The 24,455-nt window shown below is 66.0% G+C and carries 24 protein-coding genes and 2 tRNA genes; 17 read left to right on the top strand and 9 right to left on the bottom strand.

Annotated elements, in window-relative coordinates; all coding sequences use genetic code 11:
• Positions 1–237: 237 nt before the first annotated feature.
• Positions 238–2,982 (top strand): glycosyltransferase family 2 protein, encoded by a 2,745-nt coding sequence (locus L2A60_RS05555; protein ID WP_235703376.1) that lies wholly within the window; start codon positions 238–240, stop codon positions 2,980–2,982.
• Positions 2,983–2,986: 4 nt separating this feature from the next.
• Here the strand turns inward: L2A60_RS05555 and L2A60_RS05550 are convergent.
• A tRNA-Leu gene (locus L2A60_RS05550) sits at positions 2,987–3,070 on the bottom strand.
• A gap of 122 nt (positions 3,071–3,192) precedes the next feature.
• On the opposite strand from L2A60_RS05550, the gene L2A60_RS05545 reads away from it, so the two are divergent.
• From L2A60_RS05545 to tolB, 12 genes are all read left to right on the top strand, one after another.
• Positions 3,193–3,268: transfer RNA gene (locus L2A60_RS05545), tRNA-Asn, on the top strand.
• Between the two features lie 161 nt (positions 3,269–3,429).
• Entirely contained in the window at positions 3,430–4,617 is a 1,188-nt protein-coding gene (locus tag L2A60_RS05540; protein WP_235703375.1) for an MFS transporter, read from the top strand.
• A gap of 150 nt (positions 4,618–4,767) precedes the next feature.
• On the top strand, positions 4,768–5,922 hold the full coding sequence (locus tag L2A60_RS05535; protein ID WP_235703374.1) for a glycosyltransferase: 1,155 nt from the start codon (positions 4,768–4,770) through the stop codon (positions 5,920–5,922).
• A gap of 69 nt (positions 5,923–5,991) precedes the next feature.
• Positions 5,992–6,741, top strand: coding sequence for a YebC/PmpR family DNA-binding transcriptional regulator (locus tag L2A60_RS05530; protein ID WP_235703373.1), 750 nt, complete (start codon positions 5,992–5,994; stop codon positions 6,739–6,741).
• A gap of 14 nt (positions 6,742–6,755) precedes the next feature.
• The gene (ruvC, locus tag L2A60_RS05525) at positions 6,756–7,262 is read left to right on the top strand and encodes a crossover junction endodeoxyribonuclease RuvC (protein ID WP_235703372.1); all 507 of its coding nucleotides are present in this window, start codon (positions 6,756–6,758) and stop codon (positions 7,260–7,262) included.
• On the top strand, positions 7,259–7,870 hold the full coding sequence (gene ruvA / locus L2A60_RS05520; protein ID WP_235703371.1) for a Holliday junction branch migration protein RuvA: 612 nt from the start codon (positions 7,259–7,261) through the stop codon (positions 7,868–7,870). Before ruvC ends, ruvA begins: the two co-directional genes overlap by 4 nt.
• A complete protein-coding gene (gene ruvB / locus L2A60_RS05515; RefSeq protein ID WP_235703370.1) occupies positions 7,867–8,907 on the top strand; it encodes a Holliday junction branch migration DNA helicase RuvB in 1,041 nt (346 codons plus the stop codon). The genes ruvA and ruvB overlap by 4 nt, the downstream gene beginning before the upstream one ends.
• A gap of 5 nt (positions 8,908–8,912) precedes the next feature.
• Entirely contained in the window at positions 8,913–9,380 is a 468-nt protein-coding gene (ybgC, locus tag L2A60_RS05510; protein ID WP_235703369.1) for a tol-pal system-associated acyl-CoA thioesterase, read from the top strand.
• A gap of 2 nt (positions 9,381–9,382) precedes the next feature.
• Positions 9,383–10,099 carry a protein TolQ gene (gene tolQ, locus L2A60_RS05505; RefSeq protein ID WP_235703368.1) on the top strand — a complete coding sequence of 239 codons (717 nt, stop codon included), beginning with the start codon at positions 9,383–9,385 and terminating at the stop codon, positions 10,097–10,099.
• A gap of 1 nt (position 10,100) precedes the next feature.
• Positions 10,101–10,544 (top strand): protein TolR, encoded by a 444-nt coding sequence (gene tolR / locus L2A60_RS05500; protein WP_235703367.1) that lies wholly within the window; start codon positions 10,101–10,103, stop codon positions 10,542–10,544.
• Between the two features lie 35 nt (positions 10,545–10,579).
• Positions 10,580–11,542, top strand: coding sequence for a cell envelope integrity protein TolA (locus L2A60_RS05495; RefSeq protein WP_235703418.1), 963 nt, complete (start codon positions 10,580–10,582; stop codon positions 11,540–11,542).
• 31 nt (positions 11,543–11,573) lie between these two features.
• Complete coding sequence (gene tolB / locus L2A60_RS05490; RefSeq protein WP_235703366.1) at positions 11,574–12,989, top strand: Tol-Pal system beta propeller repeat protein TolB; 1,416 nt, start codon at positions 11,574–11,576, stop codon at positions 12,987–12,989.
• 7 nt (positions 12,990–12,996) lie between these two features.
• Here the strand turns inward: tolB and L2A60_RS05485 are convergent, their stop codons facing one another.
• Positions 12,997–13,839 (bottom strand): lytic transglycosylase domain-containing protein, encoded by an 843-nt coding sequence (locus tag L2A60_RS05485; protein WP_235703365.1) that lies wholly within the window; start codon positions 13,837–13,839, stop codon positions 12,997–12,999.
• A gap of 354 nt (positions 13,840–14,193) precedes the next feature.
• On the opposite strand from L2A60_RS05485, the gene L2A60_RS05480 reads away from it, so the two are divergent.
• The 4 genes from L2A60_RS05480 to L2A60_RS05465 are packed head-to-tail and all read left to right on the top strand — an operon-like array spanning position 14,194 to position 17,246.
• Entirely contained in the window at positions 14,194–15,618 is a 1,425-nt protein-coding gene (locus tag L2A60_RS05480) for a lactate utilization protein B (RefSeq protein WP_235703364.1), read from the top strand.
• Positions 15,615–16,325, top strand: coding sequence for a LutC/YkgG family protein (locus tag L2A60_RS05475; RefSeq protein WP_235703363.1), 711 nt, complete (start codon positions 15,615–15,617; stop codon positions 16,323–16,325). The genes L2A60_RS05480 and L2A60_RS05475 overlap by 4 nt, the downstream gene beginning before the upstream one ends.
• A complete protein-coding gene (locus L2A60_RS05470; RefSeq protein WP_235703362.1) occupies positions 16,309–16,848 on the top strand; it encodes a Smr/MutS family protein in 540 nt (179 codons plus the stop codon). The genes L2A60_RS05475 and L2A60_RS05470 overlap by 17 nt, the downstream gene beginning before the upstream one ends.
• Complete coding sequence (locus L2A60_RS05465) at positions 16,845–17,246, top strand: helix-turn-helix domain-containing protein (RefSeq protein WP_235703361.1); 402 nt, start codon at positions 16,845–16,847, stop codon at positions 17,244–17,246. The genes L2A60_RS05470 and L2A60_RS05465 overlap by 4 nt, the downstream gene beginning before the upstream one ends.
• Before the next feature lie 114 nt (positions 17,247–17,360).
• Here the strand turns inward: L2A60_RS05465 and L2A60_RS05460 are convergent, their stop codons facing one another.
• From L2A60_RS05460 to L2A60_RS05430, 7 genes are read right to left on the bottom strand one after another with little or no spacing between them, the layout of a single operon-like run.
• Positions 17,361–18,431: a threonine aldolase family protein gene (locus tag L2A60_RS05460; RefSeq protein ID WP_235703360.1), complete on the bottom strand. Its 1,071-nt coding sequence runs from the start codon at positions 18,429–18,431 to the stop codon at positions 17,361–17,363.
• Positions 18,432–18,433: 2 nt separating this feature from the next.
• Positions 18,434–18,898, bottom strand: coding sequence for a type II toxin-antitoxin system RatA family toxin (locus tag L2A60_RS05455; protein ID WP_235703359.1), 465 nt, complete (start codon positions 18,896–18,898; stop codon positions 18,434–18,436).
• 2 nt (positions 18,899–18,900) lie between these two features.
• On the bottom strand, positions 18,901–19,872 hold the full coding sequence (gene lipA / locus L2A60_RS05450; protein ID WP_235703358.1) for a lipoyl synthase: 972 nt from the start codon (positions 19,870–19,872) through the stop codon (positions 18,901–18,903).
• 6 nt (positions 19,873–19,878) lie between these two features.
• On the bottom strand, positions 19,879–21,276 hold the full coding sequence (gene lpdA / locus L2A60_RS05445) for a dihydrolipoyl dehydrogenase (RefSeq protein WP_235703357.1): 1,398 nt from the start codon (positions 21,274–21,276) through the stop codon (positions 19,879–19,881).
• 3 nt (positions 21,277–21,279) lie between these two features.
• Entirely contained in the window at positions 21,280–21,774 is a 495-nt protein-coding gene (locus L2A60_RS05440) for a GNAT family N-acetyltransferase (RefSeq protein ID WP_235703356.1), read from the bottom strand.
• Entirely contained in the window at positions 21,774–23,075 is a 1,302-nt protein-coding gene (locus tag L2A60_RS05435) for a pyruvate dehydrogenase complex dihydrolipoamide acetyltransferase (protein WP_235703355.1), read from the bottom strand. The genes L2A60_RS05440 and L2A60_RS05435 overlap by 1 nt, the downstream gene beginning before the upstream one ends.
• A 12-nt stretch (positions 23,076–23,087) precedes the next feature.
• A complete protein-coding gene (locus L2A60_RS05430; RefSeq protein WP_235703354.1) occupies positions 23,088–24,455 on the bottom strand; it encodes a pyruvate dehydrogenase complex E1 component subunit beta in 1,368 nt (455 codons plus the stop codon).

Raw genomic sequence — 24,455 nt, 5'->3', positions numbered from 1 at the left:
GGGGAAAGGCAACAGGGGGGTTCCGGCACGCCGATCGGCCGAGCCCGGTACTCGCATCGAGAGAATCGCAAACAAAAACAAATTTCAAAAAAAATTCAGAGAAAAAATCCCAAAAATAAACGCATTGAATTACGATGAAATTAATTGAACCCTCGGAAATTTCAATTTATTGCATCGCGACACGCCCGCGTAATGCCGTTGCGCGGATGGGACAATCACAGATGGCAGGGCAACTCTATGGCGAAACGCGCTTTTTCGCAGCAATCCGACCGCGTTGCCAAAGCGCCTTCCGGCCCGGTCCGGCCCGGCCGGATGATTCTCGGCTTCCTGGACCGGATCGAGGATGCAACGCTGGCCGGCTGGGCCCTCGACCCGACCCGGCCGGACCGGCCGCTCGCGATGCGGGTGATCATCGACGGACAGATCGTCGAGGTGCTGACCTGCGACGTCAACCGGCCGGATGTCGCGACCCTCAACCTGCCCTCCACCCGAGTCGGCTTCGAATACATGATCCCGCTCCGGTTCCAGGACGGGCTGCGCCACGTGCTCTCGTTCGCGACGCTGGACGGCGATCCGATCCATCTGCCGGGACGCGGCGGCATCGTGCTGCCGGAGCTGCATTTCTGCCTGACCAGCCGCATGCACATCGACGGCGTGCTCGACGGTCTGGTCGACGGCATGATCCAGGGCTGGGTGCTGCGGATCGACGAGCGCAGCAGAACCAAGACCGGCGGCGTGCGGGTGCTGATCTCGACCAAAGGCCAGCCGATCGCAGAGCTGACCGCCGACGAATTCCGCGCCGACGTGGCCGAAGCGCTCGGCGCCGATCCGGCCTGCGGATTTTCCTATGCGGTGCCGCCGGAGCTGCGCCACGGCAAGAGCGTGGTGCTCGATTTCCACGCTATGCCGGAGCGCCAGAAGCTGCGCGGCAGCCCGCTGGAAATCGCGATCCCGACCGATGCGGAGCGGACCCGCATCGCCAATCTGATCGACCGCGCCGACGAATTGTTCCGCTACGCCTATCATCTGCGCCGCGAGCTGAAGGCGGCGCTGCCGGCCGAACGCCTGTCGCTCGGCGATTATCCGGCCTGGGCGCGGCAGAATGCGCCACTGGTGCTGCCCCGCGCCGAGGCGCGCTACGGCGCGATCGAGGGCGAGCCCCTGGTTTCGGTGCTGTGCCCGGTCTATCGGCCCGATCACGGCGAATTTCTCGCCGCAATCGATTCGGTGCGGGCGCAGACCTGGCAGAACTGGGAACTCATTCTGGTCGACGATGCGAGCCGCGACGACGCGCTGACCGAGACGCTGGAAAAGCTCGCCGCCCTCGACCCGCGCATCCGCGTCTTCGCCCAGGCGAAGAACGGCGGCATCGCCGAGGCGACCAACCGCGCGCTGGCCGAAGCCTGCGGCGGGTTCGTCGTCTTCTTCGATCATGACGATATGCTGGAGCCGTTCGCGCTGGAGGTGATGCTGCGCGCCCAGTCGGCGACCGGCACGAGATTGCTCTATTCCGACGAGGACAAGATCGACCGCAACGGGCATGTTTCCGAGCCGAATTTCAAGCCGGATTTCAACTACCGCTTCCTGCTCGATCTCAATTACATCTGCCATCTTGTGCTGGCCGAGACCGCGCTGGTGCGCGCGGCGGGCGGGCTCGACCCGCGCTTCGACGGCGCCCAGGATCACGACCTTCTGCTCCGCCTTTCCGAGCGGCTATTGCCACACGAAATCCACCACGTGCCGGAAATCCTGTATCACTGGCGGATCACGCCGAAATCGACGGCGGGCTCCGGCGCGAGCGCCAAGCCGCGCGCGGCGCTGGCCGGCGAGGTCGCGGTGGCCGAGCACCTCAGGCGCCGCAACCTGCCCGCGAAGGTGGAGCGGCGCGGCGCGCTGACCTGCTATCGGACCAGTTTCCGGCTGAACGACGATCCGGGCGTGTCGATCCTGATTCCGTTCCGAAACCACATCGACCTGACGCGCCAATGCGTCGAGGCGATCCGTAAGCATAGCGGGGGGATGAAAATAGAGATCATTCTGCTCGACAACTGGTCGCAGGGCGCGGATGCGGAGGCATTCTGCGCCGAACAGGGCAATCTGCCGGGCACCAAGGTCATTCGGATCGCCGAGCCGTTCAACTACTCGATGATCAACAATCGCGGCGTGGCGGCGGTGAAGCATCCGTTCCTCCTGTTCATGAACAACGACGTGATCGTGAGTGATCCGAACTGGCTGCGCACCATGCTGAACGAGGCGCTGGCCGATCCGCGGATCGGCGCGGTCGGCGCGAAGCTGCTCTACCCCAACGGCACAGTGCAGCACGCGGGCGTGGTGCTGGGTGTCGGCGGGGTTGCCGACCATGCGTTCCGCGGCCTGCCCGGCACGGCGCCCGGCTATATCGCCCATGCGATCGCGGCGCGCGAGGTCGCCGCCGTCACCGCTGCCTGCATGCTGGTGCGGCGCGCGGCGTTCGACGCGGCGGGCGGGTTCGACGCGGCGGAACTCGGTATCGCGTTCAACGATGTCGATCTTTGCGTCAAGATCAGGGAGGCGGGATACCGGATCGTCTTCACGCCTGACGTGGTCTGCGAACATCGCGAGAGCATGAGCCGGGGCGACGATCTCGACGAGGACAAATTGTCGCGTTTCATGCGCGAGAACGAGGCGATGCGCGACCGCTGGGACCATGTTCTGCCGCACGACCCGTTCTACAACCGGCATTTCGCGCGCGAGGGCGGGCTGTATCGCGATCTGCGCCGGCTCGATCCGCAGGACGAAATGCGGCTCGCGCGCCCGACGCCGACCCCCTATCCGATCGCGCCGGTCCGGCCGGGAGCGGCGGCGAAACCTTCACCGAAGGACCGGGCTGCGCGGAAGGCGAACGGCAAGAAGCCCGTGGGCATGAGCAAGAAGATCGCCGCGTCCAAGCTGCCGCCGATGCGCGAGAAGGCGCGCCCGCGCCGGATGACGATACAAGATTAGGACATGGTGCGAGAGGGGGGACTCGAACCCCCATGTCTTGCGACGCGCGATTTTGAGTCGCGTGCGTCTACCATTCCGCCACTCTCGCTTCCGATCGCGCCTTAGCATAGGCCGCGCGCCGCCCCAAGAGCGCATGGGTCGCGGATGGCCGATATCGGTTTCCCGCCTGTTGCCATCGCCGGTCCGCTTGGCTAAGACGCGGTTCACGGTTCCCGGATAGCTCAGCTGGTAGAGCAAGCGGCTGTTAACCGCTGGGTCGTAGGTTCGAGTCCTACTCCGGGAGCCAGTTTTCCGCCCGCGCCTATCGCTTCAGGCCGCCATCCGCTTCAAATAAACAATTTAGTGTGGTTTTTGGTTCTGAAGTTCCTACGTATTCGCGGTGGTGATTTTAGGAACTTCGGAACCACCACACTAGAATCATACGTTTGCTAGTGTCCCCCTGAAATCATGGGCTTCATTTTCGCGGTCCTGGTGATCGACTCGCTCGGCTTCGGTCTGATCGCGCCGATCCTGCCTGCCCTGGTCCAGAAACTCGCCGATGTGCCGCCCTCGCACGCGGCCTTGTGGGTGGGCGTGCTCAGCATGACCTTCGCGGCGGCCCAGTTTTTCGCGGCCCCGGTGCTCGGCCAGTTGAGCGACCGATTCGGCCGGCGCAAGCTGATCCTGATTTCCTTATCCGGCAGCGCGGCGAATTACCTGCTTCTTGCCGCGGCACCCACCATCGGCTGGCTGTTCATCGGCAGGATGATCGCGGGCGCCACCGCCGGGAATGTCTCGGCGGCGAGCGCCTATATCGCCGACATCACCCCGCCGGAGCAGCGGGCGCAGCGGTTCGGCATGATCGGTGCGGCCTTCGGCCTCGGTTTCATGGCGGGCCCGATGCTGGGCGGATTTCTGGGCGCGATCGATCTGCGCCTGCCGTTTGTGATCGCGGCTTGTCTCGTCGCGCTGAACGTATTGTATGGCGTATTCGTCTTGCCGGAATCATTGCCGCCCGAGCGGCGACGGGAATTGCGGCTGCGCGATGCGACCCCGCTGGGCGCGATGCGCGTTCTGGCGGCGGCACCGCGGCTCTGGCGCCTCGCCGCCGCATGGAGCGTGCGCTGGTTCGGACTTGGCGCGCTGCAGGCGGTTTTCGTGCTGTACGCCGAACTCCGGTTCGGCTGGGGACCGCGCCAGAACGGCGTATTTTTCACCGCCGTGGGAATTGCCTCCTCGATCGTGCAATTCGGCCTGGTCAAGCACGCCGTGGGATGGTTCGGCGAACGCGGTACCGCGCTGATCGGCTTTTGCTGCAACGCGGCCGGCTATCTGATCTTCGGCCTGGCCGCTGCCCCAGCCTGGATGTTCGCCGGAGTGATCTTCATCGCGCTCGGCTCGATCGCGAATCCGGCGATTCGCAGCATGCTGTCGCGTGCGATTCCGGCGGATCAGCAGGGGCGGATGAATGGCGCGCTGTCCTCGATCGAGGGACTGACCGCGATCGTGGCGCCGCTGGCCGGTGCGGCAGTGTTCGACGCGTTCAGCCGCGATGTTCCCTGGCGGCTGCCCGGCGCGCCGTTCGTGATGGTCGCGGCGATGCTGGTCGCCGCCGCATGGCTGGTCGCAACATCGCAACCGGCCAAGGCGACATAGGAACGCTCAAAACGTCTCAAAACGAGGCGAAATCAATATATTTGACACATACTCGAAATATTTTCGAGCGCCTCTTGAAATCATTCGATATTCGGCTTTTGATCGGCCGCCGGGGCGGAAATTTTCGCGCCATTACCCACATGATGGATCATGTCGATAAGCGTTCATCTCGACCGGGCTGACCGAGCCGGCCCGACCCAAGTGACCGAAACGGGACGGTCACAGGTGGAGCGTGCTCCGTCCGCACCGTTGCGCGTGCTGATGGCCACGCGCTACGGGCGGCTGGGGGCGAGCAGCCGTCTGCGGCTTCTGCAATATGCGCCGAGGCTGGCGGAATTCGGCATCGCCTGCACCGCGCGACCGTTCCTGTCGGATGGCTATATCCGCGCGCTGTATGAAGGCGGGTCGCGCGTGAAGCCGGTTCTCGCCGCCTATGGCCGGGCGGCGGGGCTGCGTGCCGCGATCCGAAACCATGATCTCGTCTGGATCGAGAAGGAATTGCTGCCGTTCCTGCCGGCAGTGCTGGAACGCGCCTTGCTCGGCGAGAAAAATTTCATTCTCGATTTCGACGATGCCTGGTTCCTGCGCTACGGCGGCGGGGGCAACCGGCTGGTGCGCACTTTGCTCGGCGGCAAATTCCCCGCTTTGCTGCGGCGCGCCTCGCTCACCATCGTCGCCAACGAGACGCTGCGCGACTGGGCGATCGGCGCCGGGGCACGCAACGTATTGCTGCTGCCCACCGTGGTCGATCTGGACCATTATCCGATCGCCGGGGAGCCGGGCGGGCCGTTCACCGTCGGCTGGATCGGCACGCCGGTCACCGCACCCTATCTCGCCAGCATCGCCGGGCCGCTGCGCACGCTCGCCGCCGAGGCGCCGCTGGAACTGCTGGTGATCGGGGCACCCGGTTTCGCGATCGACGGCGTGACCTGCCGGCATATGCCCTGGAGCGAGGCGACCGAAGCGCACCTGATCGGCCAGTGCCATGTCGGCATCATGCCGCTGCCCGACGATGCCTGGGCGCGCGGCAAATCCGGCTATAAGCTCGTGCAATACATGGCCGCCGGCCGCGCACCGATCGGCAGCCCGATCGGCGCCAACCGGGCCATCGTGCAGGACGGCGTCACCGGATTTCTGGCGGGGGATGCAGCCGCGTGGTGCGACCGGCTGCGCCGGCTGCGCGACGATGTTCCGCTCCGCCGCGCCATGGGCGTCGCCGCGCGCGAGCGCGCCGCCGAACATTACGCGCTCCAGGCGACCGCGCCGCGGCTTGCCGCGGCGATCCGCGCCATCGTCACCTCCTGACATCGGGCACGAGCGCTGCTATGGCTCCGGTCTTTCTGATGACCGACAACTGAAAACCGACGACTGAACATGGCCGGACATTCGCAATTCAAGAACATCATGCACCGCAAGGGCGCGCAGGATGCGCGCCGGGCGCGGCAATTCGCCAAGCTGATCCGCGAGATCACGGTTTCGGCACGGCAGGGACTGCCCGACCCCGCCGCCAATCCGCGCCTGCGCGCCGCCTGCGCCGCCGCGCGCCAGGCCAACATGCCGCGCGACACGATCGAACGGGCGATCAAGAAAGCCAGCGGCGGCGGCAGCGGCGACGATTTCGCCGAGGTGCGCTACGAGGGCTACGGGCCTTCGGGGATCGCCATCATCGTCGAGGCGCTGACCGATAACCGCAACCGCACCGCCTCCGACATCCGCGCCGCGTTCTCCAAGCATGGCGGCGCGCTGGGCGAGAGCAATTCGGTCGCCTTCCTGTTCGGTCGCCTCGGCGTGGTGCGCTATCCCGCCGATGCCGCGAGTGCCGACGATATGCTCGAAGCCGCGATCGAGGCCGGCGCCGACGATGTCGAAAGCGGCGCCGACGGCCATGAAATCACCTGCGCGGTGGATGCGTTTTTCGCGGTGCGCGACGCGCTGGAGCAGAAATTCGGCGAGCCCGAGACCGCGAAACTCGATTGGCGGCCTTCGACCAGCATCGCGCTGGGCGAGGATGCCGCGCGCGCGGTGCTCAAGCTGATCGACGCGCTCGACGACAGCGACGACGTGCAGAACGTCTACGCGAATTTCGAAATTCCCGAGCCGGTGATGCAGGCGCTCTCCGCCTGATCTATAGTGCGGAAATGCCGATTCGCCCGCTGCGCATATTGGGGCTCGATCCGGGCCTGCGGTTCACCGGCTTCGGCATCATCGAAGCCGATGGCAACCGGCTGCGCCACATCGCCGACGGAGTGATCGGCACCGACGGCGATGCCTCGGTGCCCGAGCGGCTGCGCGCGCTGGACGCGGCATTGAACCGCCTGCTTACCGACTTCATGCCCGATCACGCCGCCGTCGAGGAGACCTATGTAAACCGCAACGCGACCGCGACGCTCAAGCTCGGCTACGCGCGCGGCGTGGTGCTGCTGGCGCCGGCGCGGGCGGGCGTGCCGGTTGCCGAATATGGCGCGAAAACCGTCAAGCGTTCGGTGGTCGGCACCGGAGCTGCCGAGAAATCCCAGGTCGCGCTAATGGTGCGGCGGCTGCTGCCGGGGGCGGCGATCACCCGCGCCGATGCCGCCGATGCGCTGGCGGTGGCGATCTGTCATGCCCATCACCTCGCAACCGCGACAAGGATTCCCGCCGCATGATCGGCCGGCTCACCGGCGTCGCGGACTCGATCGAGGATGGCCGCTGTTTGATCGAGGTGAACGGCGTCGGCTATGTGGTGTTTCTCTCCGCGCGCAGCCTCGCCGCCCTGCCCGCACCGCCGGCGCGGGCGAGCGTTCTGGTCGAAACCCAGGTGCGCGAGGATGCGATCACCCTTTACGGGTTCATCGATCAGGCGGAGCGCGACTGGTTCCGGCTGCTCACCACCATCCAGGGCGTGGGATCGAAAGTGGCGCTCGCTTTGCTCTCGGCGCTGCCGCCGGACCGGCTCGCCGCGGCCATCGCCTCGGGCGACCGCGCTTCGGTCACGCGCGCGCCGGGGGTGGGACCGAAACTCGCGGCACGGCTGATCGCCGAATTGCGCGAGCGCGTGCTGGCGATGCCGGTCGGGGCGGTGAGCGGCCTCAACGCGATTCCGGTGGCGGCCGCACCGTCCGGTGCGACTGGCGATGCATTATCGGCGCTGATCAATCTCGGCTACCGGCGCGGCGAGGCCGAGCAGGCGCTCGCCGCCTCCATCGCGGCACTCGGTGCCGAGGCGGCGCTCGACGCGCTGATCCGTGACGGACTGCGCAGGCTGGCGCGATGAGCGAAATCGACGATCAGCGCCTAGTCTCCGGCGGCCGCGACGCGGAGGACGGCCCGGAAGCCTCGCTCCGGCCGCAAACTCTCGGAGAATTCACCGGCCAGCAAGCCAGCCGAGACAATCTTGCGATATTCATCGAAGCGGCACGCGGGCGCGGCGATCCGCTCGACCACGTGCTGCTGCACGGGCCACCCGGCCTCGGCAAGACGACACTGGCGCAGATCATCGCGCGCGAAATGGGTGTCGGGTTCCGCGCGACTTCGGGCCCGATCATCCAGCGCGCCGGCGACCTCGCGGCGATCCTGACCAATCTGCAACCGAGGGACGTTCTGTTCATCGACGAGATTCACCGCCTGCAACCCGCCATCGAGGAAGTGCTCTATCCCGCGATGGAGGATTTCGTGCTCGACCTGATCATCGGCGAAGGGCCGGGGGCGCGCTCAGTGCGGATCGATCTGCCGCGCTTCACCCTGATCGGGGCGACGACCCGGTCCGGCCTGCTCGCCAACCCGCTGCGCGACCGGTTCGGCATTCCGCTGCGGCTGATTTTCTATACCCCGGAAGAATTGACTCGAATTGTAACGCGGGCGGCGGCGCTGCTGGATATGGATCTCACGTCCGATGGGGCCGCCGAAATCGCCCGGCGCTCACGCGGCACGCCGCGCATCGCCGGCCGGCTGACCCGCCGGGTGCGAGACTTCGCCGCCGTCGCCGGCACGGTGACGGTGGATCGCAAGGCGGCGGATGCGGCGCTGAACCGGCTCGATGTCGATCAGCGCGGGCTCGATGCGATGGACCGGCGCTATCTGCGCCGCATCGCCGAGCATCACAATGGCGGGCCGGTCGGAGTGGAAACCCTGGCCGCGGCCCTGTCGGAGCCGCGCGACACGCTGGAGGATGTGGTCGAACCCTATCTGATCCAGGAAGGATTTCTCACCCGCACCTCGCGCGGGCGGATGCTCGGGCGCGAGGTCTGGGCACATCTCGGTCTCGCACCGCCGCCCGCGCCGGGCGGCCAGCAGGATCTGGCGTTCGAGTGACCGGCATGGACACTGGCATCGTCGCGGGCGGGGTTCATCGCTTTGGGCTGCGCATCTATTTCGAGGATACCGACGCGGGCGGCATCGTCTATCACGCCAATTATCTGCGCTATGCCGAGCGCGGCCGGTCCGAGGCGCTGCGCGCGCTAGGCGTGCCACACGCGGAAATGATCCGCACGCATGGCAGGATGTTCGTGGTGCGCCGCGCCGAAATCGACTATGAGCGGCCCGCGCGACTCGACGATCGGCTGATCGTGGCGACTCACGTCAAGGGGATCGCTGCGGCGCGGGTGACGCTGGAGCAGGTGATCTGGCGCGAGGCGGCGGCGCTGGCGCGGGTCCATCTCGTGCTGGCCTGCATCGACGCCGCGACGGGACGGCCCGCGCGCCTGCCGGGGCCGGTGCGCGACGCGCTCGTGCGGATGCGGGCGGATGAAATCGCAGGCGGCGCTATCGCCGTGGAAGGGGTTTGAACGTGGATCAGGCTGTCAACGCCGCGGGGCTCGCAGCGCCCGGAGCCAATCTGTCACTGCTGGGCCTGTTTCTGCAGGCGAGTTTCGTCGTGCAACTGGTCATGGTGCTGCTGATCGCCGCCAGCGTGTGGGTCTGGGCGATCATCATCGAGAAATCCATCACCATCCGCCGGGTCAATCGCGACGCCGATGCCTTCGAGGACAAATTCTGGTCCGGCCGCAGCCTCGACGAGCTCTACGAGCAGGAAGGCTCCGAGCCCGGCCACCCGATGGCCGCCGTATTCGGCGCCGCGATGGGCGAATGGCGGCGATCCGCGCGGATCGCGGGCGCCGATGTCAGCCGGAGCAGCGTGAACGAGCGGGTCGATCGCGCCATGGGCGTGACCACCATGCGCGAGATGGAACGGCTCGAACGCTACATGGTGTTCCTCGCCTCGATCGGCGCGGTCGCCCCGTTCATCGGCCTGTTCGGCACGGTCTGGGGCATCATGCACTCGTTCTCGGCGATCGCGGCGATGCACAACACCAATCTCGCCGTGGTGGCTCCCGGCATCGCCGAGGCTCTGTTCGCCACCGCGATCGGCCTGGTCGCCGCGATTCCCGCCGTGCTCGCCTACAACAAGCTTTCGACCGACCTTTCGCGCGTCGCCGCCCGGCTCGAAGCCTTCGGCGCGGAGTTCAGCGCGATCCTGTCGCGCCAGTCCGAAGAGCGCGCCTGACATGGCCGGCGGTCTGCTCGACAACAAGCGCGGCAACCGGCGCAGCCGCTACCGTCCGATGGCGGAAATCAACGTGACCCCGCTGGTCGACGTGATGCTGGTGCTGCTGATCATTTTCATGATCACCGCGCCGCTGATCACCTCCGGCGTCAACGTCAACCTGCCGCACGCCAACGCCAAGCCGGTCAATACCGACGCGACGCCGATCACCATCACGGTGAATGCGGCGGGCGACGTCTATCTGCAGAATTCGAAAGTGGCCCTGGATAATCTGGTGGCGACCCTGCGGCAGATCGCCAAGAACAACACCGACCGGCGCGTGTTCGTGCGCGGCGATACCAGCGTCTCCTACGGCACCATGCTGAGAGTGATGGCGACCATCACCGATGGCGGGTTCGACAAGGTCGCCCTGCTCGCCCAGCAGCCCACCCCGTCGCGGCGCTGACCATGATCTCGGCGGAGCGCTGAAAGACCGTGGCCATGGAACCGCGATTGCGGCGAAGCGCAATCGTTTCGGCGGCAGTGCATCTCGCGATCATTCTGCTCGCGATCCTCGCCCTGCCGACGGAAAAGCTGAACGCGCCGCCATCGGCCGCGGTCGATGTCACGATCATCGGGCCCCATGTGCCGCAGCAGGCGCTGCACAAAGGGAAAGTGCCGGCGCCGGCCAATACGCGCACGGTCCATAAGGCGCATCTGGCCAAGACCAAGCCGAAACCGCAGCCGAAGATCGCGCCACCCCCGCCGCCACCGCCGCCGCCGCCAGCGCCGCACGAGGAACCGAAACTGCCGCGCCCGCCGGCACCCGCGCCACCGCCGCCGCCGCCCACACATGCGCCGACGCCGCTGCCCACGCCGCCGCCGCCACCGCCGCATCCGCCCCAGAAGAAAACCGAGGTGAAGCCGGCGAAGAAACTGCCGCTGCCGCCCAAGAAACAGCCGCCGACGCCGGCGCAGAAAAGCCCGACCAGCCAGAAGCACGTGGTCAAGACGCCGGCGCCGATGAGCCAGTCGGTGCTGAACACCATCGCCAAGCTGCGTTCGCTGGAAAAGCAGAAAAAGGCGCCGACCGCGCGCTACAACCCGAAACAGGGCGGCGCGCCGCAAGGCGGCGGCACGCGGATGAGCACGGCGAATTCCGGCCTGTCGGCGGCGGACCGCAACGCGATCGGCAGCGAGGTGCAGCCATGCTGGGGGATCGACGCGGGCGCGCCCGGCGTTTCGCATTTCAGCGTGCTGCTGCAGGTGGTGACTGACGCTTCCGGCGTGGTACGCGAAGCGCGCGTGGCCTCGCAGGATCAGGGCAAGCTGGGCGACCCGATTTTCGCCGCCTACGCGCAGCGCGCGGTCGATGCGGTGAAGAACTATCAATGTGCCAAGCTGCCGCTGCCGCCCTATATGCTGGGCTCGGTTCACACCTTCATTTTCCGATTCACGCCATGAAATTGCCGATATCCTTGAACAGAGGTGCTCGATGACGACAAATCGCCCAACGCCTTTCCCACACCCGCGCCTGCCGGACACGCTGGTCGAGCGGCTGCCCGCCATCTCGCGCCGATTCATGATCGGCGCCGGTGCGGCCGGGCTGATCCTGCCGCGATTCGCGCGTGCGCAAACCGCGCCTTCCGGCAACGGTCCGAGCAACGCGATCAATGTCTCGGGCGCGCATAATGCGCCGATCCCGATCGCTCTGCCGGCTTTCACCAATGCGAGTGCCGGCACGTCCGTGGTCGGCGACCAGATCGCCCAGGTCATTACGTCGGATCTCGATCATTGCGGGCTGTTCCGCTCGATCGACCAGACCAGCTTCGTGCCGAATTCGCTCGCGAACGGCGTGCCGGTCTGGAACAACTGGAGCATTCTCGGCGCGCAGGCGCTGGTGACCGGCAATGTGACCGACCAGGGCGGCGGGCAAGTGCGCGTCGAATATCGGCTCTGGGGCATCGCCCAGCAGAAGCAGTTGCAGGGCACCGCCTATACCACGACGGCAAATAACTGGCGGCGCATCGCCCATATCATCGCCGACGACATCTATCAGCAACTGATCGGCGAAAAAGGCTATTTCGACACCCGTGTCGCCTATATTTCGGTATCCGGCCCGCCGACCAGCCCGACGCGGCGCATGGCGATCATGGATTACGACGGCGCGAACACAAGGTTCCTGACCTCCGGGCGCTGGATGGCCTTGTCGCCGCAGTTCAACCCGACGCGCCAGCAGCTCGCCTTCGTCAGCTTCGAGAGCAACCGGCCGCGCGTCTTCCTGTTCGACCTGCAAAGCGGCGCGCGCAGCATGGTCGGTGATTTCGGCGAAATGAGCATCGGCCCGCGCTTCAGCCCGGACGGAGCATCCCTGCTACTGTCGGTCACACGCGGCGGAGGGGCGATGATCGTGCGCTACGATCTGGGCAGCCGGCGGATAACCCAGTTGACCGACGCGAATTCGATCAACGTGACCCCGTCCTACAGCCCGGACGGTTCGAAAATCGTGTTCAATTCGGACCGCGACGGATCGGGCGATCAGCAATTGTTCGTCATGGGCGCGGATGGCTCGAACGTGCAGCGGATTTCCTACGGCAGCGGCCGCTACGCGGAACCGGACTGGTCGCCGACCGGCGATATGATCGCTTTCACAAAGCTTGGTTCGGGCGGATTCGGCATCGGCGTGATGAAGCCGGACGGGTCGGGCGAACGCATCCTGTCGCAAGGCTATCTCGAAGAAGGTGCGAGCTTCTGTCCGAACGGACGGGTGATCATGTTCTATCGCCAGACGCCGCTGCGGGTAGGCAACGTGTCCCATCTGGTGACGATCGGCACCGACGGGTTCAACGAGCGCATCACCCCCACACCGACCAACGCCACCGATCCGTCCTGGGGACCGCTGCTGTCTTGAGGGTGCTTCATTTGGCACCCGTGATCGGGATCGGCGCGGCGCGATAGGCGGCGAGACCGCGCGCCCCGATTCCGCCGATCGGGGCGGCGCGTGAGCTTGGCATCGCGATCGGGATGATCTGGCCGTGACCGTGCAATGCGGAAAACTGGAACCCGCCGGCGCCATAATGGCGCAACGCGATCGCACCGGGCGGTGGCGATTTCCCGACGGTATCGGGCACGACCACAGGCTTCGGAATGGCCGATACGGCGGGGATGAGCGAGGGCGCGGACGCGCTACCCTGCCACGCGGCGAGCACCTTCTGCTCGTAGGGCTGGCCGAGCGCGGGAGTTTCGGAGTGATAGGCGGCGATAGCCGGAGGCCAGCCGCCGAGACGGGATTTCAGCCGTCGCAGGAATTGCGCGCCGTAAAGGGCGTTCGCCGCCGGGTCGAGCGCTTGCGCCAGTGTCGCGAAGGCGCCGGGATGATGCTGCAGATTGATCTGCATGCAGCCGAGATCGATCGACGCAACGCCCTGGCGCTGGAATGCCGAGGCCGCCGCGATCGCCGCCGCCTCGGTCGGGTAGAAATGCCCGTTACCGTCGGCGTCGATGGTCCAGGGCCAGGGTTCCAGCCGGTCGGTTTCCGGGTCGCGCCGCCCGCTTTCGACCGTCGCGATGGCATTGAGCAATCCGGCCGGGGTATTCGCGATCCGCTGGGCCATGCCGATCGCGGCGGCGCAGAGCGCGGACGGATCGGTCACCGGCGCGAGAGCCGGCACGATCCCGGACGGCAGGGCCATGGCGGCGCCCCCGGACATCAGCCAGAGCACCGTGAGCAGCGCGAGGCCGCGAAAGCCCTTCCGTGACATGCGCCGAATTATCCGCTCGACAGGTTAATACTGGGTAATTTTTCGCCGAAAATCCTGCCGATGAGCGGCAAAATACGGAAATTGCAGGGAGATATGCGCGCATGGAACGCGATGCTGCACTGCAAAAAAGTTCTTGCGCCGGGCAGGGCGCGCAGCTATATAGGTCAGGCAACAGCGACTTGTTCGCTTGTTTGCTTTCTTGGACGTTTCCTCCCTAAACTTGGCGGCGCGCGAGCGTCGCCATTTTTTTTGATGGCGGAAATAATCCGCCAGCTCATCGGCCGATCCGGCCGCCGCGCATTCCCTTCGCCACCGGCCCGCATTACAGTCGGGAGATATCATCCGGAGGCGCCAATGCTCAACACCAGTCCCGCATTCAAGGAAAACGCCCGGCGCGCGATGGACGATGCGGGGCTGCAAAAGGCGCTCGACCGGGCAAAGAAACCCTTTGCCGCCGTGCGCGCCGCCGCCGTCGCGCGCCTGCCCGAGTTCGAGGCGCTGCGCGAGACCGCGAAGGGCATCAAGAACCACACTCTCGCCCATCTCGATTTCTATCTCGAACATTATGCCGCACGGGTCGAGGCGCAGGGCGGCGCGGTACATTGGTGCCGCACCCCGGAGGACGCGCGCACGGCAGTGCTCGATATCTGCCGCAAGGCGGGGGCGAAAACCGTCACCAAGGGCAAGTCGATGATCTCCGAGGAGATCGGCCTGAACGAATTCCTGGAGAAACAGGGAATCGAGCCGGTCGAGACCGATCTCGGCGAATATATCCTGCAGCTTCGCCACGAGGCTCCGAGCCATATCATCGGGCCGGCGTTTCACCTCAACCGCGAGGATTGGGAGGAAAGCTTCCGCGTCGCCCATACCCATCTGCCCGCCGACCGGGTGTTCCACGAGAAGCGCGACATTCAGGCCGAGGCGCGCGCCGTGCTGCGGGAAAAATTCACCGCCGCCGATGTCGGCATCACCGGGGCGAATTTCCTGATCGCCGAAACCGGAACCTCGGTGATCGTGACCAACGAGGGCAATGGCGACCTCACGCAAACCCTGCCGCGCGTGCATATCGTGCTAGCGAGCCTGGAAAAACTGGTCCCCACCGTCGAGGATACGCTGTCCTTGCTGCGGGTGCTCGCGCGCTCGGCCACCGGCCAGGAATTTTCGGTCTACACCACGTTTTCGACCGGGCCGAAGCGGGCCGATGACCTGGACGGACCGGGCGAATATCACGTCATCCTGCTCGACAACGGCCGCGCGAACATGGTGGGCACCGAATTCCAGGACATGCTGCGCTGCATTCGCTGCTCGGCCTGCATGAATCATTGCCCAGTCTATCTCACGGTCGGCGGCCATGCCTATGGCTCGATGTATTCCGGGCCGATGGGCAGTGTGCTCACCCCGGCGCTGTTCGGCGCCGAGCAGGCTCATCTGCTGCCCAACGCCTCGACCTTCTGCGGCAAATGCGAGAGCGTCTGCCCGATGAAAATCCCGCTTACCGGCATGATGCGCCACTGGCGGGAACGCGAGTTCGAGCGGCATCTCGCCCCGGCGACCGCGCGCACCGGGCTCGGGGTCTGGGGATTTTTCGTCCGCCGGCCGGCCCTGTATCGCGCGGCGACGCGCGCCGCCGCCTGGGGTCTCGGCCTCGCCGGGCGCCGGCGGCGCGGGCATTTCGCCAGACTTCCGCTCGCCGGCGCCTGGACCCGCGAGCGGGACATGCCGGCGCCGGAGGGCGAAACCTTCTTCGCCCGCTACGGGCGGGAGCAGCGCGGACGATGAGTGCCAGCAACAGGGAAAGGCGGGACGCGATCCTCGCCACGATCCGGTGCGGCCTTAAGCGCGGCGCCCTGCCCGAGGATCAGGCGATGATGCTCAGGGCGCGGCTCGCCGCCCATCCGCGCCAGGCCATCCCCGCGCGGGTCGATCTGGATCATGACGGCCTGATCGAGCTGTTCGTCGCCAATGCGACGCGGGAATACGCGACGATCGACCGGATCGCGGACCGGAGCGAATTGCCCGAAGCGATCGCTTCCTATCTGCGGACCCAGAACCTGCCGATGGAGCTGATCATCGCGCCCGATCCGGCATTGCAAGCGGTCGATTGGGCCGGAACCGCACTGCTGACCGCAAGGTTCGGCCGTGCCGCGCCCGCCGACATGGTGTCGGTGCAGGAGGGTTTCGCCGGCATCGCCGAAACCGGCACGCTGATGCTGCCGTCTGGCGCGCGGACGCCGACCACGCTCAACTTGCTGCCGGACACCGAGATCGTCGTGCTCGATGCGGCGCAAATCGTCGGCCCCTACGAGGACGCGTTCGACCGGCTACGCGTGGCTGGGGACATGCCGCGCAACGTGATGTTGGTCACCGGCCCGTCGCGTTCGGCGGATATCGAGCGCACGCTGGAACTGGGCGCCCATGGCCCGCGCCGGCTGCACATCGTGCTGGTCGGGCCCCACGGGAGCGGCTTGGATGGCGCGATCGCGTAAACCGATCCCGGAAGCCGAGCAGGAGCTTTGGGCGCGCTATCTGCGCGGCGTGCAGCCATTGCAGGGAATGCCCGTTCCGCCGGAGATCGAGGCGGCGGCGCCATCCGAACCGAAACCGGCCGCGCCTTCGCAGCGCACCGCGCGCCCCATTCCCAAGACGCCGCGTGCGGCGCCGATCGCCATCGGTACGGCACCGTCCGGGCTCGACCGCGCGACCTGGACGCGGTTCCGCACCGGCAGGATCGCGCCGGACCGCACGCTCGACCTGCACGGCATGACGGCGGCGAACGCCCATCTGGCGGTCACCGCGCTGATCGCTGGGGCTGCGGGGCAAGGACTGCGCTGTGTCGAGATCGTCACCGGCCATGGCCGCCGGAGCGGCGGCGAAGGCGGCGTACTGCGGCGCGAGGTGCCGCTTTGGCTGAATGCGCCGGGACTGCGGGCGATGATCCTCGCGATCTGCCACCCGCACGTCGCCAACGAAGGCGCGCTGCTGGTGCTACTGCGGCGGCAGCGGCCATGACGCCGTTCGGGGCGCGGCTGCGGGCGCTGCGCGCGGAACGCGGAATCACGCTGCGGGCGATGGCGGCGGCGATCGAGGTGTCGCCCGCCTATCTCTCGGCGCTGGAACATGGTCGGCGCGGCGCGCCCTCGGCCGGGCTGGTGCAGCAGATCTGTGGCACGTTCGGCCTGATCTGGGACGAAGCGCACGATCTCGCCGATCTCGCGCGCATTTCAAAGCCGCGCATCGGCCTGAACGCGGCGGGCCTGACCCCGGAGCAGACCGCCTTGGCCAATCGTTTCGCACGGCAATTGCGCCATCTGCCGCCCGAGGCGGTGGCCGCGATCCATGCCCTGCTGGATGCGACCGAGCCGCCGCCGAAGCCGCGCCTGCGCCGCAAGGCGGGCGCGGCGGGTTGATGCCCCGCCGCGGAGCGGCAAATCAAGTAGAGCGTGATGACTTTCAGTCATCACGCTCTACTCTTTGTTTGGGCGAGCAATTTCATGGCTTTGTGGATCGCTGCGCGATTCCAATTAAAGCCATATTGCTCTAATCGCGGCGAAAGCCATGATCGTCTCGTCGATATCGGCGCGCGTGATGTCGAGATGGGTGCAGAGGCGCAGCCGGGTGCGGCCCATCACCGAGACCATGATTCCCTGGGCACGCAGCGCATCCGCCCAGCCGGCGGGGTCGCGGCCACTCGCGGCGACATCGGCATAGACGAGGTTGGTTTCCGGCGTCTCGACCGTGAGACCGGGGATGCGCGACAGGCCCTCGGCAAGGCGCTTCGCATTGGCATGATCCTCCGCCAGCCGGTCGACATGATGATCGAGCGCGTAGAGGCAGCCGGCGGCGCAGATGCCGGCCTGACGCAGCGACCCACCCAGGCGCTGCTTCCAGCGCCAGGCGCGGCCGATCATGTCCGCCGAGCCGGCGAGGACGGCGCCGAGCGGCGCGCCGAGACCCTTGGTGAAGTCGATCCATACCGTGTCGAACCCGGCAGTGAAATCGCTTGCCTTAATGCCGGACGCGACCACCGCGTTCATCAGCCGCGCGCCGTCCATATGGGTCGCCATGCCGTGGTCGCGGGCGACCGCCGCAAGACTGTGCAGCGTATCGAGAGCCCACACCGCGCCGCCGCCCAGATTGGAGGTTTGCTCGATGGCAAGCAGGGTTTGCGGGGCGGAATAGCGGGACGGGCTACGCAGCACCGAGCGCAAATCGTCCACCGTGAACATCCCGCGCGGACCGGAGAGGCCAAGCACGCGTGCACCGGCCAGGGCCCAGGGCGCACCGCCCTCGGCTTCGATGATATGGGCGGTTTCGTGCGCGATGATCTCGTCACCCGGCCGGCAATGGGTGAGAATCGCGACCGAATTGCACATCGCCCCGGACGGCAGGAACATCGCCGCTTCCTTGCCGAGCAGCACGGCCACGCGGGCGCAGAGCGCGTTGACCGTGGGATCGAGGCTCAGTTGCTCGTCGCCCACCTCGGCATCGAGCATCGCCGCGCGCATCGCCCGCGTCGGCCGCGTCTGGGTGTCGGAATAGAGGTTGACCCGCACCGATGGGGCAGCCGGATCGGGCGGGATCGGAGCGTACATGGTTATCCTTTGACGGGAGCGGGAGCCGAAGCCGATGTTGCGCCGTAGATGTCGCGCGCGCGCTTGAGGAAGGCGTTGACCATGCGATGCACCGCTTCGGTGAACACAACACCGATCGCCTTTTGCAGGATGAAGCTGCTGAATTCGAAATCGACGTAGAAATCGATCACCGTGCCACCTTCGTCGGGGATAAAACGCCATTCGTTGCGCAGATACTTGAACGGACCGTTCTCGTAATGGACAAGGATGCGTTCCGGCGCGTCCAGGGTCACCCGCGACGTGAAGCTTTCCCGGAACGGGCCGAAACCGATGGTCAGATCGGCGACGAGGTTGTTTTCCTTTTGCGAGCGGATGCGCGCGCCAATGCACCAGGGCAGGAATTGCGGATATTTCGCCACGTCGGCGACCAGCGCGAACATCTGGTCGGGTCGATAGGGAACCAGCTTGCGTTCGGAATATTTCGGCACGATCAGGCGGCGAGCCGCGCGGCCCGAGCAGTCCGCAAGGCGGCGAAATCGGCATCCGCGTGGTAGGACGAGCGGGTCAGTGGCGTCGCCGACACCATCAGGAATCCCTTGGCGCGCGCCATCGCGGCCAGTTCGGCGAATTCATCGGGCGGGACGAAACGCTCGACCGCCGCGTGTTTCACGGAAGGTTGCAGATATTGCCCGATGGTCAGGAAATCGACATCGGCGATGCGCAGATCGTCCATCACCTGGCCGATTTCGGCGCGGGTTTCGCCAAGCCCGACCATCATCCCGGATTTGGTGAAGATCGTCGGGTCGATCTGCTTGACCCGATCGAGCAGGCGCAGCGACTGGAAATACCGCGCGCCGGGCCGGATCGTGGGGTAGAGGCGCGGGACGGTTTCGAGGTTGTGGTTGAACACGTCGGGACGCGCTTCGGTCACGGTCTCGGCAGCACCCGGCTTGCGCAGGAAATCCGGCGTCAGAATCTCGATGGTGGTGCCGGGCGAGGCGGCGCGGATCGCGCCGATCACCCCGGCAAAATGCGCCGCCCCGCCATCATCCAGGTCGTCGCGATCGACCGAAGTGATCACCACATGGCGCAGGCCAAGCTTGGCCACCGCATCGGCGACGCGCGCGGGCTCGTCGACGGCGAGCGGGTTGGGCATGCCGGTCGCGACATTGCAGAACGCGCAGGCGCGGGTGCAGATCTCGCCCATGATCATCATGGTCGCGTGGCGCTGCGACCAGCATTCGCCGATATTCGGGCAAGCGGCTTCCTCGCACACGGTGGCGAGATTGCCGGCGCGCATCAGCGCGCGGGTTTCGTGATAGACTGGATGGGTCGGCGCCTTCACCCTGATCCAGGCGGGTTTGCGCTGGATCGGGTTATCCGCCCGATGCTGCTTTTCCGGGTGCCTGACCCGTTCGCCGGTTGACGGACCACTGGCCCGATGGTCGATCTCGACTCGCATGATGGGTCAGAAGTGTATCGCGCGGCCGTAGGCGTCAAGCACCGATTCGTGCATCGCCTCGCTCACCGTCGGGTGCGGGAACACCGTGTGCATCAGCTCCGCCTCGGTGGTTTCCAGGGTGCGCGCGATCGCGTAGCCCTGGATCAGCTCGGTCACTTCGGCGCCGGCCATGTGGGCGCCGAGCAATTCGCCGGTTTCGGCGTCGAACACGGTTTTGACCATGCCTTCCGGTTCGCCCATCGCGATCGCTTTGCCATTGCCGATGAACGGAAAGCGCCCAACCCTGATCTTGCGGCCAGTCTCCTTGGCTTTCGCCTCGGTCATGCCCACCGAGGCGACCTGCGGCCGGCAATAGGTGCAGCCGGGGATATTGCCGGTATCGAACGGATGCGGATCGAGCCCGGCGATTTTCTCGATGCAGACGATCCCTTCGTGGCTGGCCTTGTGCGCGAGCCAGGGCGGCCCGGTGAGATCGCCGATCGCATAGACGCCCGGCTCGCCGGTGCGGCCGAAGCCATCGACCACGACATGGGTGCGTTCGACCTTCACTTTCGTGCCATCGAGGCCGAGATTTTCGACATTGCCGACGATGCCGACCGCCGAAATCACCCGCCCGGCGGTGATTTTCTGTTCCTTGCCGCCGATTTCGACGCTGACGGTGACCGAATCCTTGCTCTTTTCGGCGGATTTCACCACCACGCCGGTCAGCAGCTTGATGCCCTGCTTTTCGAACTGCTTGTGCATGAAGGCGGAGATTTCCTCGTCCTCCACCGGCAGAATTCGCGGCAGGGCTTCGATGACCGTCACCTCCGCGCCCATGTTGCGATAGAAGCTCGCGAATTCGATGCCGATCGCCCCGGAACCGATCACCACCAGGGATTTCGGCATGAGATCCGGCACCATCGCTTCCTTGTATGTCCAGATCAGCTTGCCGTCCGGCTCCACGCCGGGCAGCACGCGGGCACGCGCGCCGGTCGCCAGGATGATGTGGGGCGCCTTCAGCGTCGCGACCGGCTTGCCGTCCTTCTCGACCGCGAGCGTGTTCTTGCCCGCGAGCCTGGCCGCACCGTCGAACACCGTGACCTTGTTCTTCTTGAGCAGATGGGCGACGCCGGAGGATAGTTGCTTGGCCACTGCGCGCGAACGTTTCACCACCTTGGCGAGATCGAAGCCGATATTGTCCGCCTTGAACCCGAACTCGTCGAGATGATGCAGCAGATGGTTGATTTCGGACGATCGCAGCAGCGCCTTGGTGGGAATGCAGCCCCAGTTGAGGCAGATGCCACCGAGATGCTCGCGCTCGACCACCGCAACCTTCATCTTCAGTTGCGCCGCGCGGATCGCGATGACGTAGCCGCCGGGGCCGCCGCCCACCACCGCCACGTCGAAATTCTGCTCTGCCATGGGTCAGTTCTCCTGAGCGAGACGGCCAAGCGCCTCGCCATGCAGCCGGTAGCGGGTCCACTCGTCGAGCGGTTCGGCGCCAAGGCTTTGGTAAAAGGTGATTGCCGGCGCATTCCAGTCGAGCACCGACCATTCGAGCCGGGCACAGCCGAGACGGATCGCCTCGCGCGCGAGATGGCGCAGCAAAGCCCGGCCGACTCCCCTGCCCCGCGCATGTGGGGCGACGAACAGGTCTTCCAGATACAGCCCGGCCCGCCCGGTCCAGGTGGAGAAACTGGTGAACCAGATCGCAAAACCCAGCGACTTGCCTTGAGCTTCGGCCAGAACGGCGCGGGCGAGCGGGGTTTCGCCGAACAAAGCCGCAGACAACAGGGCTTCGGTCATCTCGACCGCGTTCGGCGCCTTTTCATAGACCGCGAGATCGCGCACCAACCCGAGCAGCGCCGGCACATCGTCCGGTGTTGCTTCCCGCAGCGCGACATCGGGTTTTTGCTCCATTACAGCATCAAACTCAGCGGCGCTTCGACGATCGCCTTGAACCTGGCGAGGAATTCCGCGCCGGTCGCGCCGTCCATCACCCGGTGGTCACAGGACATCGTCACCGTCATCATGGTGGCGACGGCGAGTTCGCCGCCACGCACCACGGCACGCTTTTCGCCTGCGCCGACCGCGAGGATCGCCGATTGCGGCGGGTTGATGATCGCGGTGAAGTGGCTCATCCCATACATGCCGAGATTGGAGATCGAGAACGAGCCCCCCTGGAACTCCTCGGGTTTCAGTCTGCCCGATTTGGCGCGCGCGGCGAGGTCTTTCATCTCGTTGCTGATCGCGGCGAGGCCTTTCTGATCGGCTTTGCGGATGATCGGCGTGATCAGGCCGTCCGGGATCGCGACCGCGACCGAAATGTCGACATCATGATAACGGATCATCGCGTCTTCGGTGAAGCTCGCATTGACCGCGGGGAACCGGCGCAATGTTATGGCGGCGGCCTTGACGATCAGATCGTTGACCGAAAGCTTGAAGGCGCCATCGCCATCTTTCGGCGATTGCGCGTTGAGGTCGGCGCGCAGCTTGAGCAGCGAGTCGATCTCGATCTCGATCGAGAGATAGAAGACCGGAATCGCCTGCGTCGATTCGACCATGCGCTTGGCGATGACCTTGCGCATGGTGGAATGCGGAATCGCCTCGTGCGGCGCGGTGATATCGGCGCGTTTCGGCGCTGCCGGAGCCGGCGCCTGTACGGCGGCTTCTTCCGGCTTGGCTTCGGGTTTCCGGCCGCGCGCGGCCTCGATATCGGCTTTGACGATTCGGCCGTTCGGGCCGCTGCCCTTCAGGGATGCGAGATCGAGTCCGGCCTGTTCGGCCATGCGCCGCGCCAGCGGCGAGGCAACGACTCGGTCGCCATGGTCGGTTTTTTGCGCCTCTGGCGCGGATTTCGGCGCTTCCGGCTTCGGCTCGGATCGGGGTGTCGGCACCGGCGTCGCCTTGGCGGTTTCCGCCTCCGGCTTTTCCGAAGACTGACGACTGGCGACCGGCGCCTGGTCCGGCACTTTCTCGCCCTTTTCGACCAGGATCGCGATCGGCGCGTTGACCGCCACCCCTTCGGTGCCTTCGGTCACCAGAATTTTGCCGAGGATGCCTTCGTCGACCGCCTCGACCTCCATGGTCGCCTTGTCGGTCTCAATCTCGGCGATCACGTCGCCGGATTTGATCGCATCGCCTTCCTTCTTGAGCCATTTCGCGAGGGTGCCCTCGGTCATGGTCGGGCTCAGCGCCGGCATCAGGATGTTGGTCGCCATGCTTTTGCTCCCTCAGAACAGTTTTTTTACCGCGTCCACCACCCAGTTCGGCTGAGGGAGGGCGAGTTTTTCCAGATTGGCCGCATAGGGCATCGGCACGTCGAGCCCAGCCACGCGGGTCGGCGGCGCGTCCAGCCAGTCGAAGGCGTGCTCGGTGATCTGCATGGCGATTTCCGCGCCGATGCCGGCGAACGGCCAGCCTTCCTCGACGCTGACGATCCGGTTGGTCTTTTTCACGCTGGCGACGATGGTGTCGATATCGAGGGGACGAATCGTGCGCAGATTGATCACCTCGGCGGAAATGCCTTGCCGGTCCAGCGCCTCGGCGGCGTTCAGCGCGACATCGACCATGATCGAGAAGGCGACGATGGTGACATCCTCGCCTGGGCGCTCGATCCTGGCCTTGCCGATCGGCAGGATGAAATCCTCATCGACCGGGCACGGATGCTTGTGGCCGTATAGAATTTCGTTTTCGAGGAAGATCACCGGGTTGGGATCGCGGATCGCGGCGCGCAGCAAGCCCTTCGCATCGGCGGCGGACCAGGGGGCGATGACCTTCAGGCCGGGGCAATGCGCATACCACGAGGCATAGCATTGGCTGTGCTGCGCGGCGACCCGCGCCGCCGCCCCGTTCGGGCCACGAAACACGATCGGGCAGCCCATCTGGCCCCCGGACATATAGAGGGTTTTCGCCGCGGAATTAACGATCTGGTCGATTGCCTGCATCGCGAAATTGAAGGTCATGAACTCGACGATCGGCTTCAGGCCGGACATCGCCGCCCCCACCGCCATGCCGGTGAAGCCGTGCTCGGTGATCGGCATGTCGATCACCCGCCGGTCGCCGAATTCTTCAAGCAGACCCTGGCTGATCTTGTAGGCGCCCTGGTATTGCGCGACCTCCTCGCCCATCAGGAACACCTTGTCGTCGTGGCGCATCTCGGCGAGCATCGCGTCGCGCAACGCCTCGCGGACGGTGATCTCCTCGGTCTTGCCCCAATCCTGCTCCGGCTCCGGCGCGGGTGCGGATCTGGGCTCCGGCTCGGGCTTCGGCGGGGCTTTGGCGGCTGCCGGTTCCTCCGCGGCCTGACCGCCGGCGGCTTTGTCCGACGCCTGGCGATTGGCGCCCGGCGACTCTTCGCCATGCTCGCCGAGCACCGCGATCGGCGTATTCACCGCGACCCCTTCGGTGCCTTCCTCGACCAGGATTTTCAGAATCTCGCCCTCATCGACCGCCTCGACCTCCATGGTCGCCTTGTCGGTCTCGATTTCGGCGAGAACGTCGCCCGATTTCACCGAATCGCCGACTTTTTTCAGCCATTTGGCGAGCGTGCCCTCGGTCATGGTGGGGGACAGGGCCGGCATCAGAACTTCGGTTGCCAT

The sequence above is a fragment of the Acidiphilium iwatense genome, from assembly GCF_021556475.1.
GTDB lineage: Bacteria > Pseudomonadota > Alphaproteobacteria > Acetobacterales > Acetobacteraceae > Acidiphilium > Acidiphilium iwatense.
The sequence above is the reverse complement of the archived record's forward strand: the minus strand, read 5'-3'. Positions and strand labels throughout refer to the sequence as shown.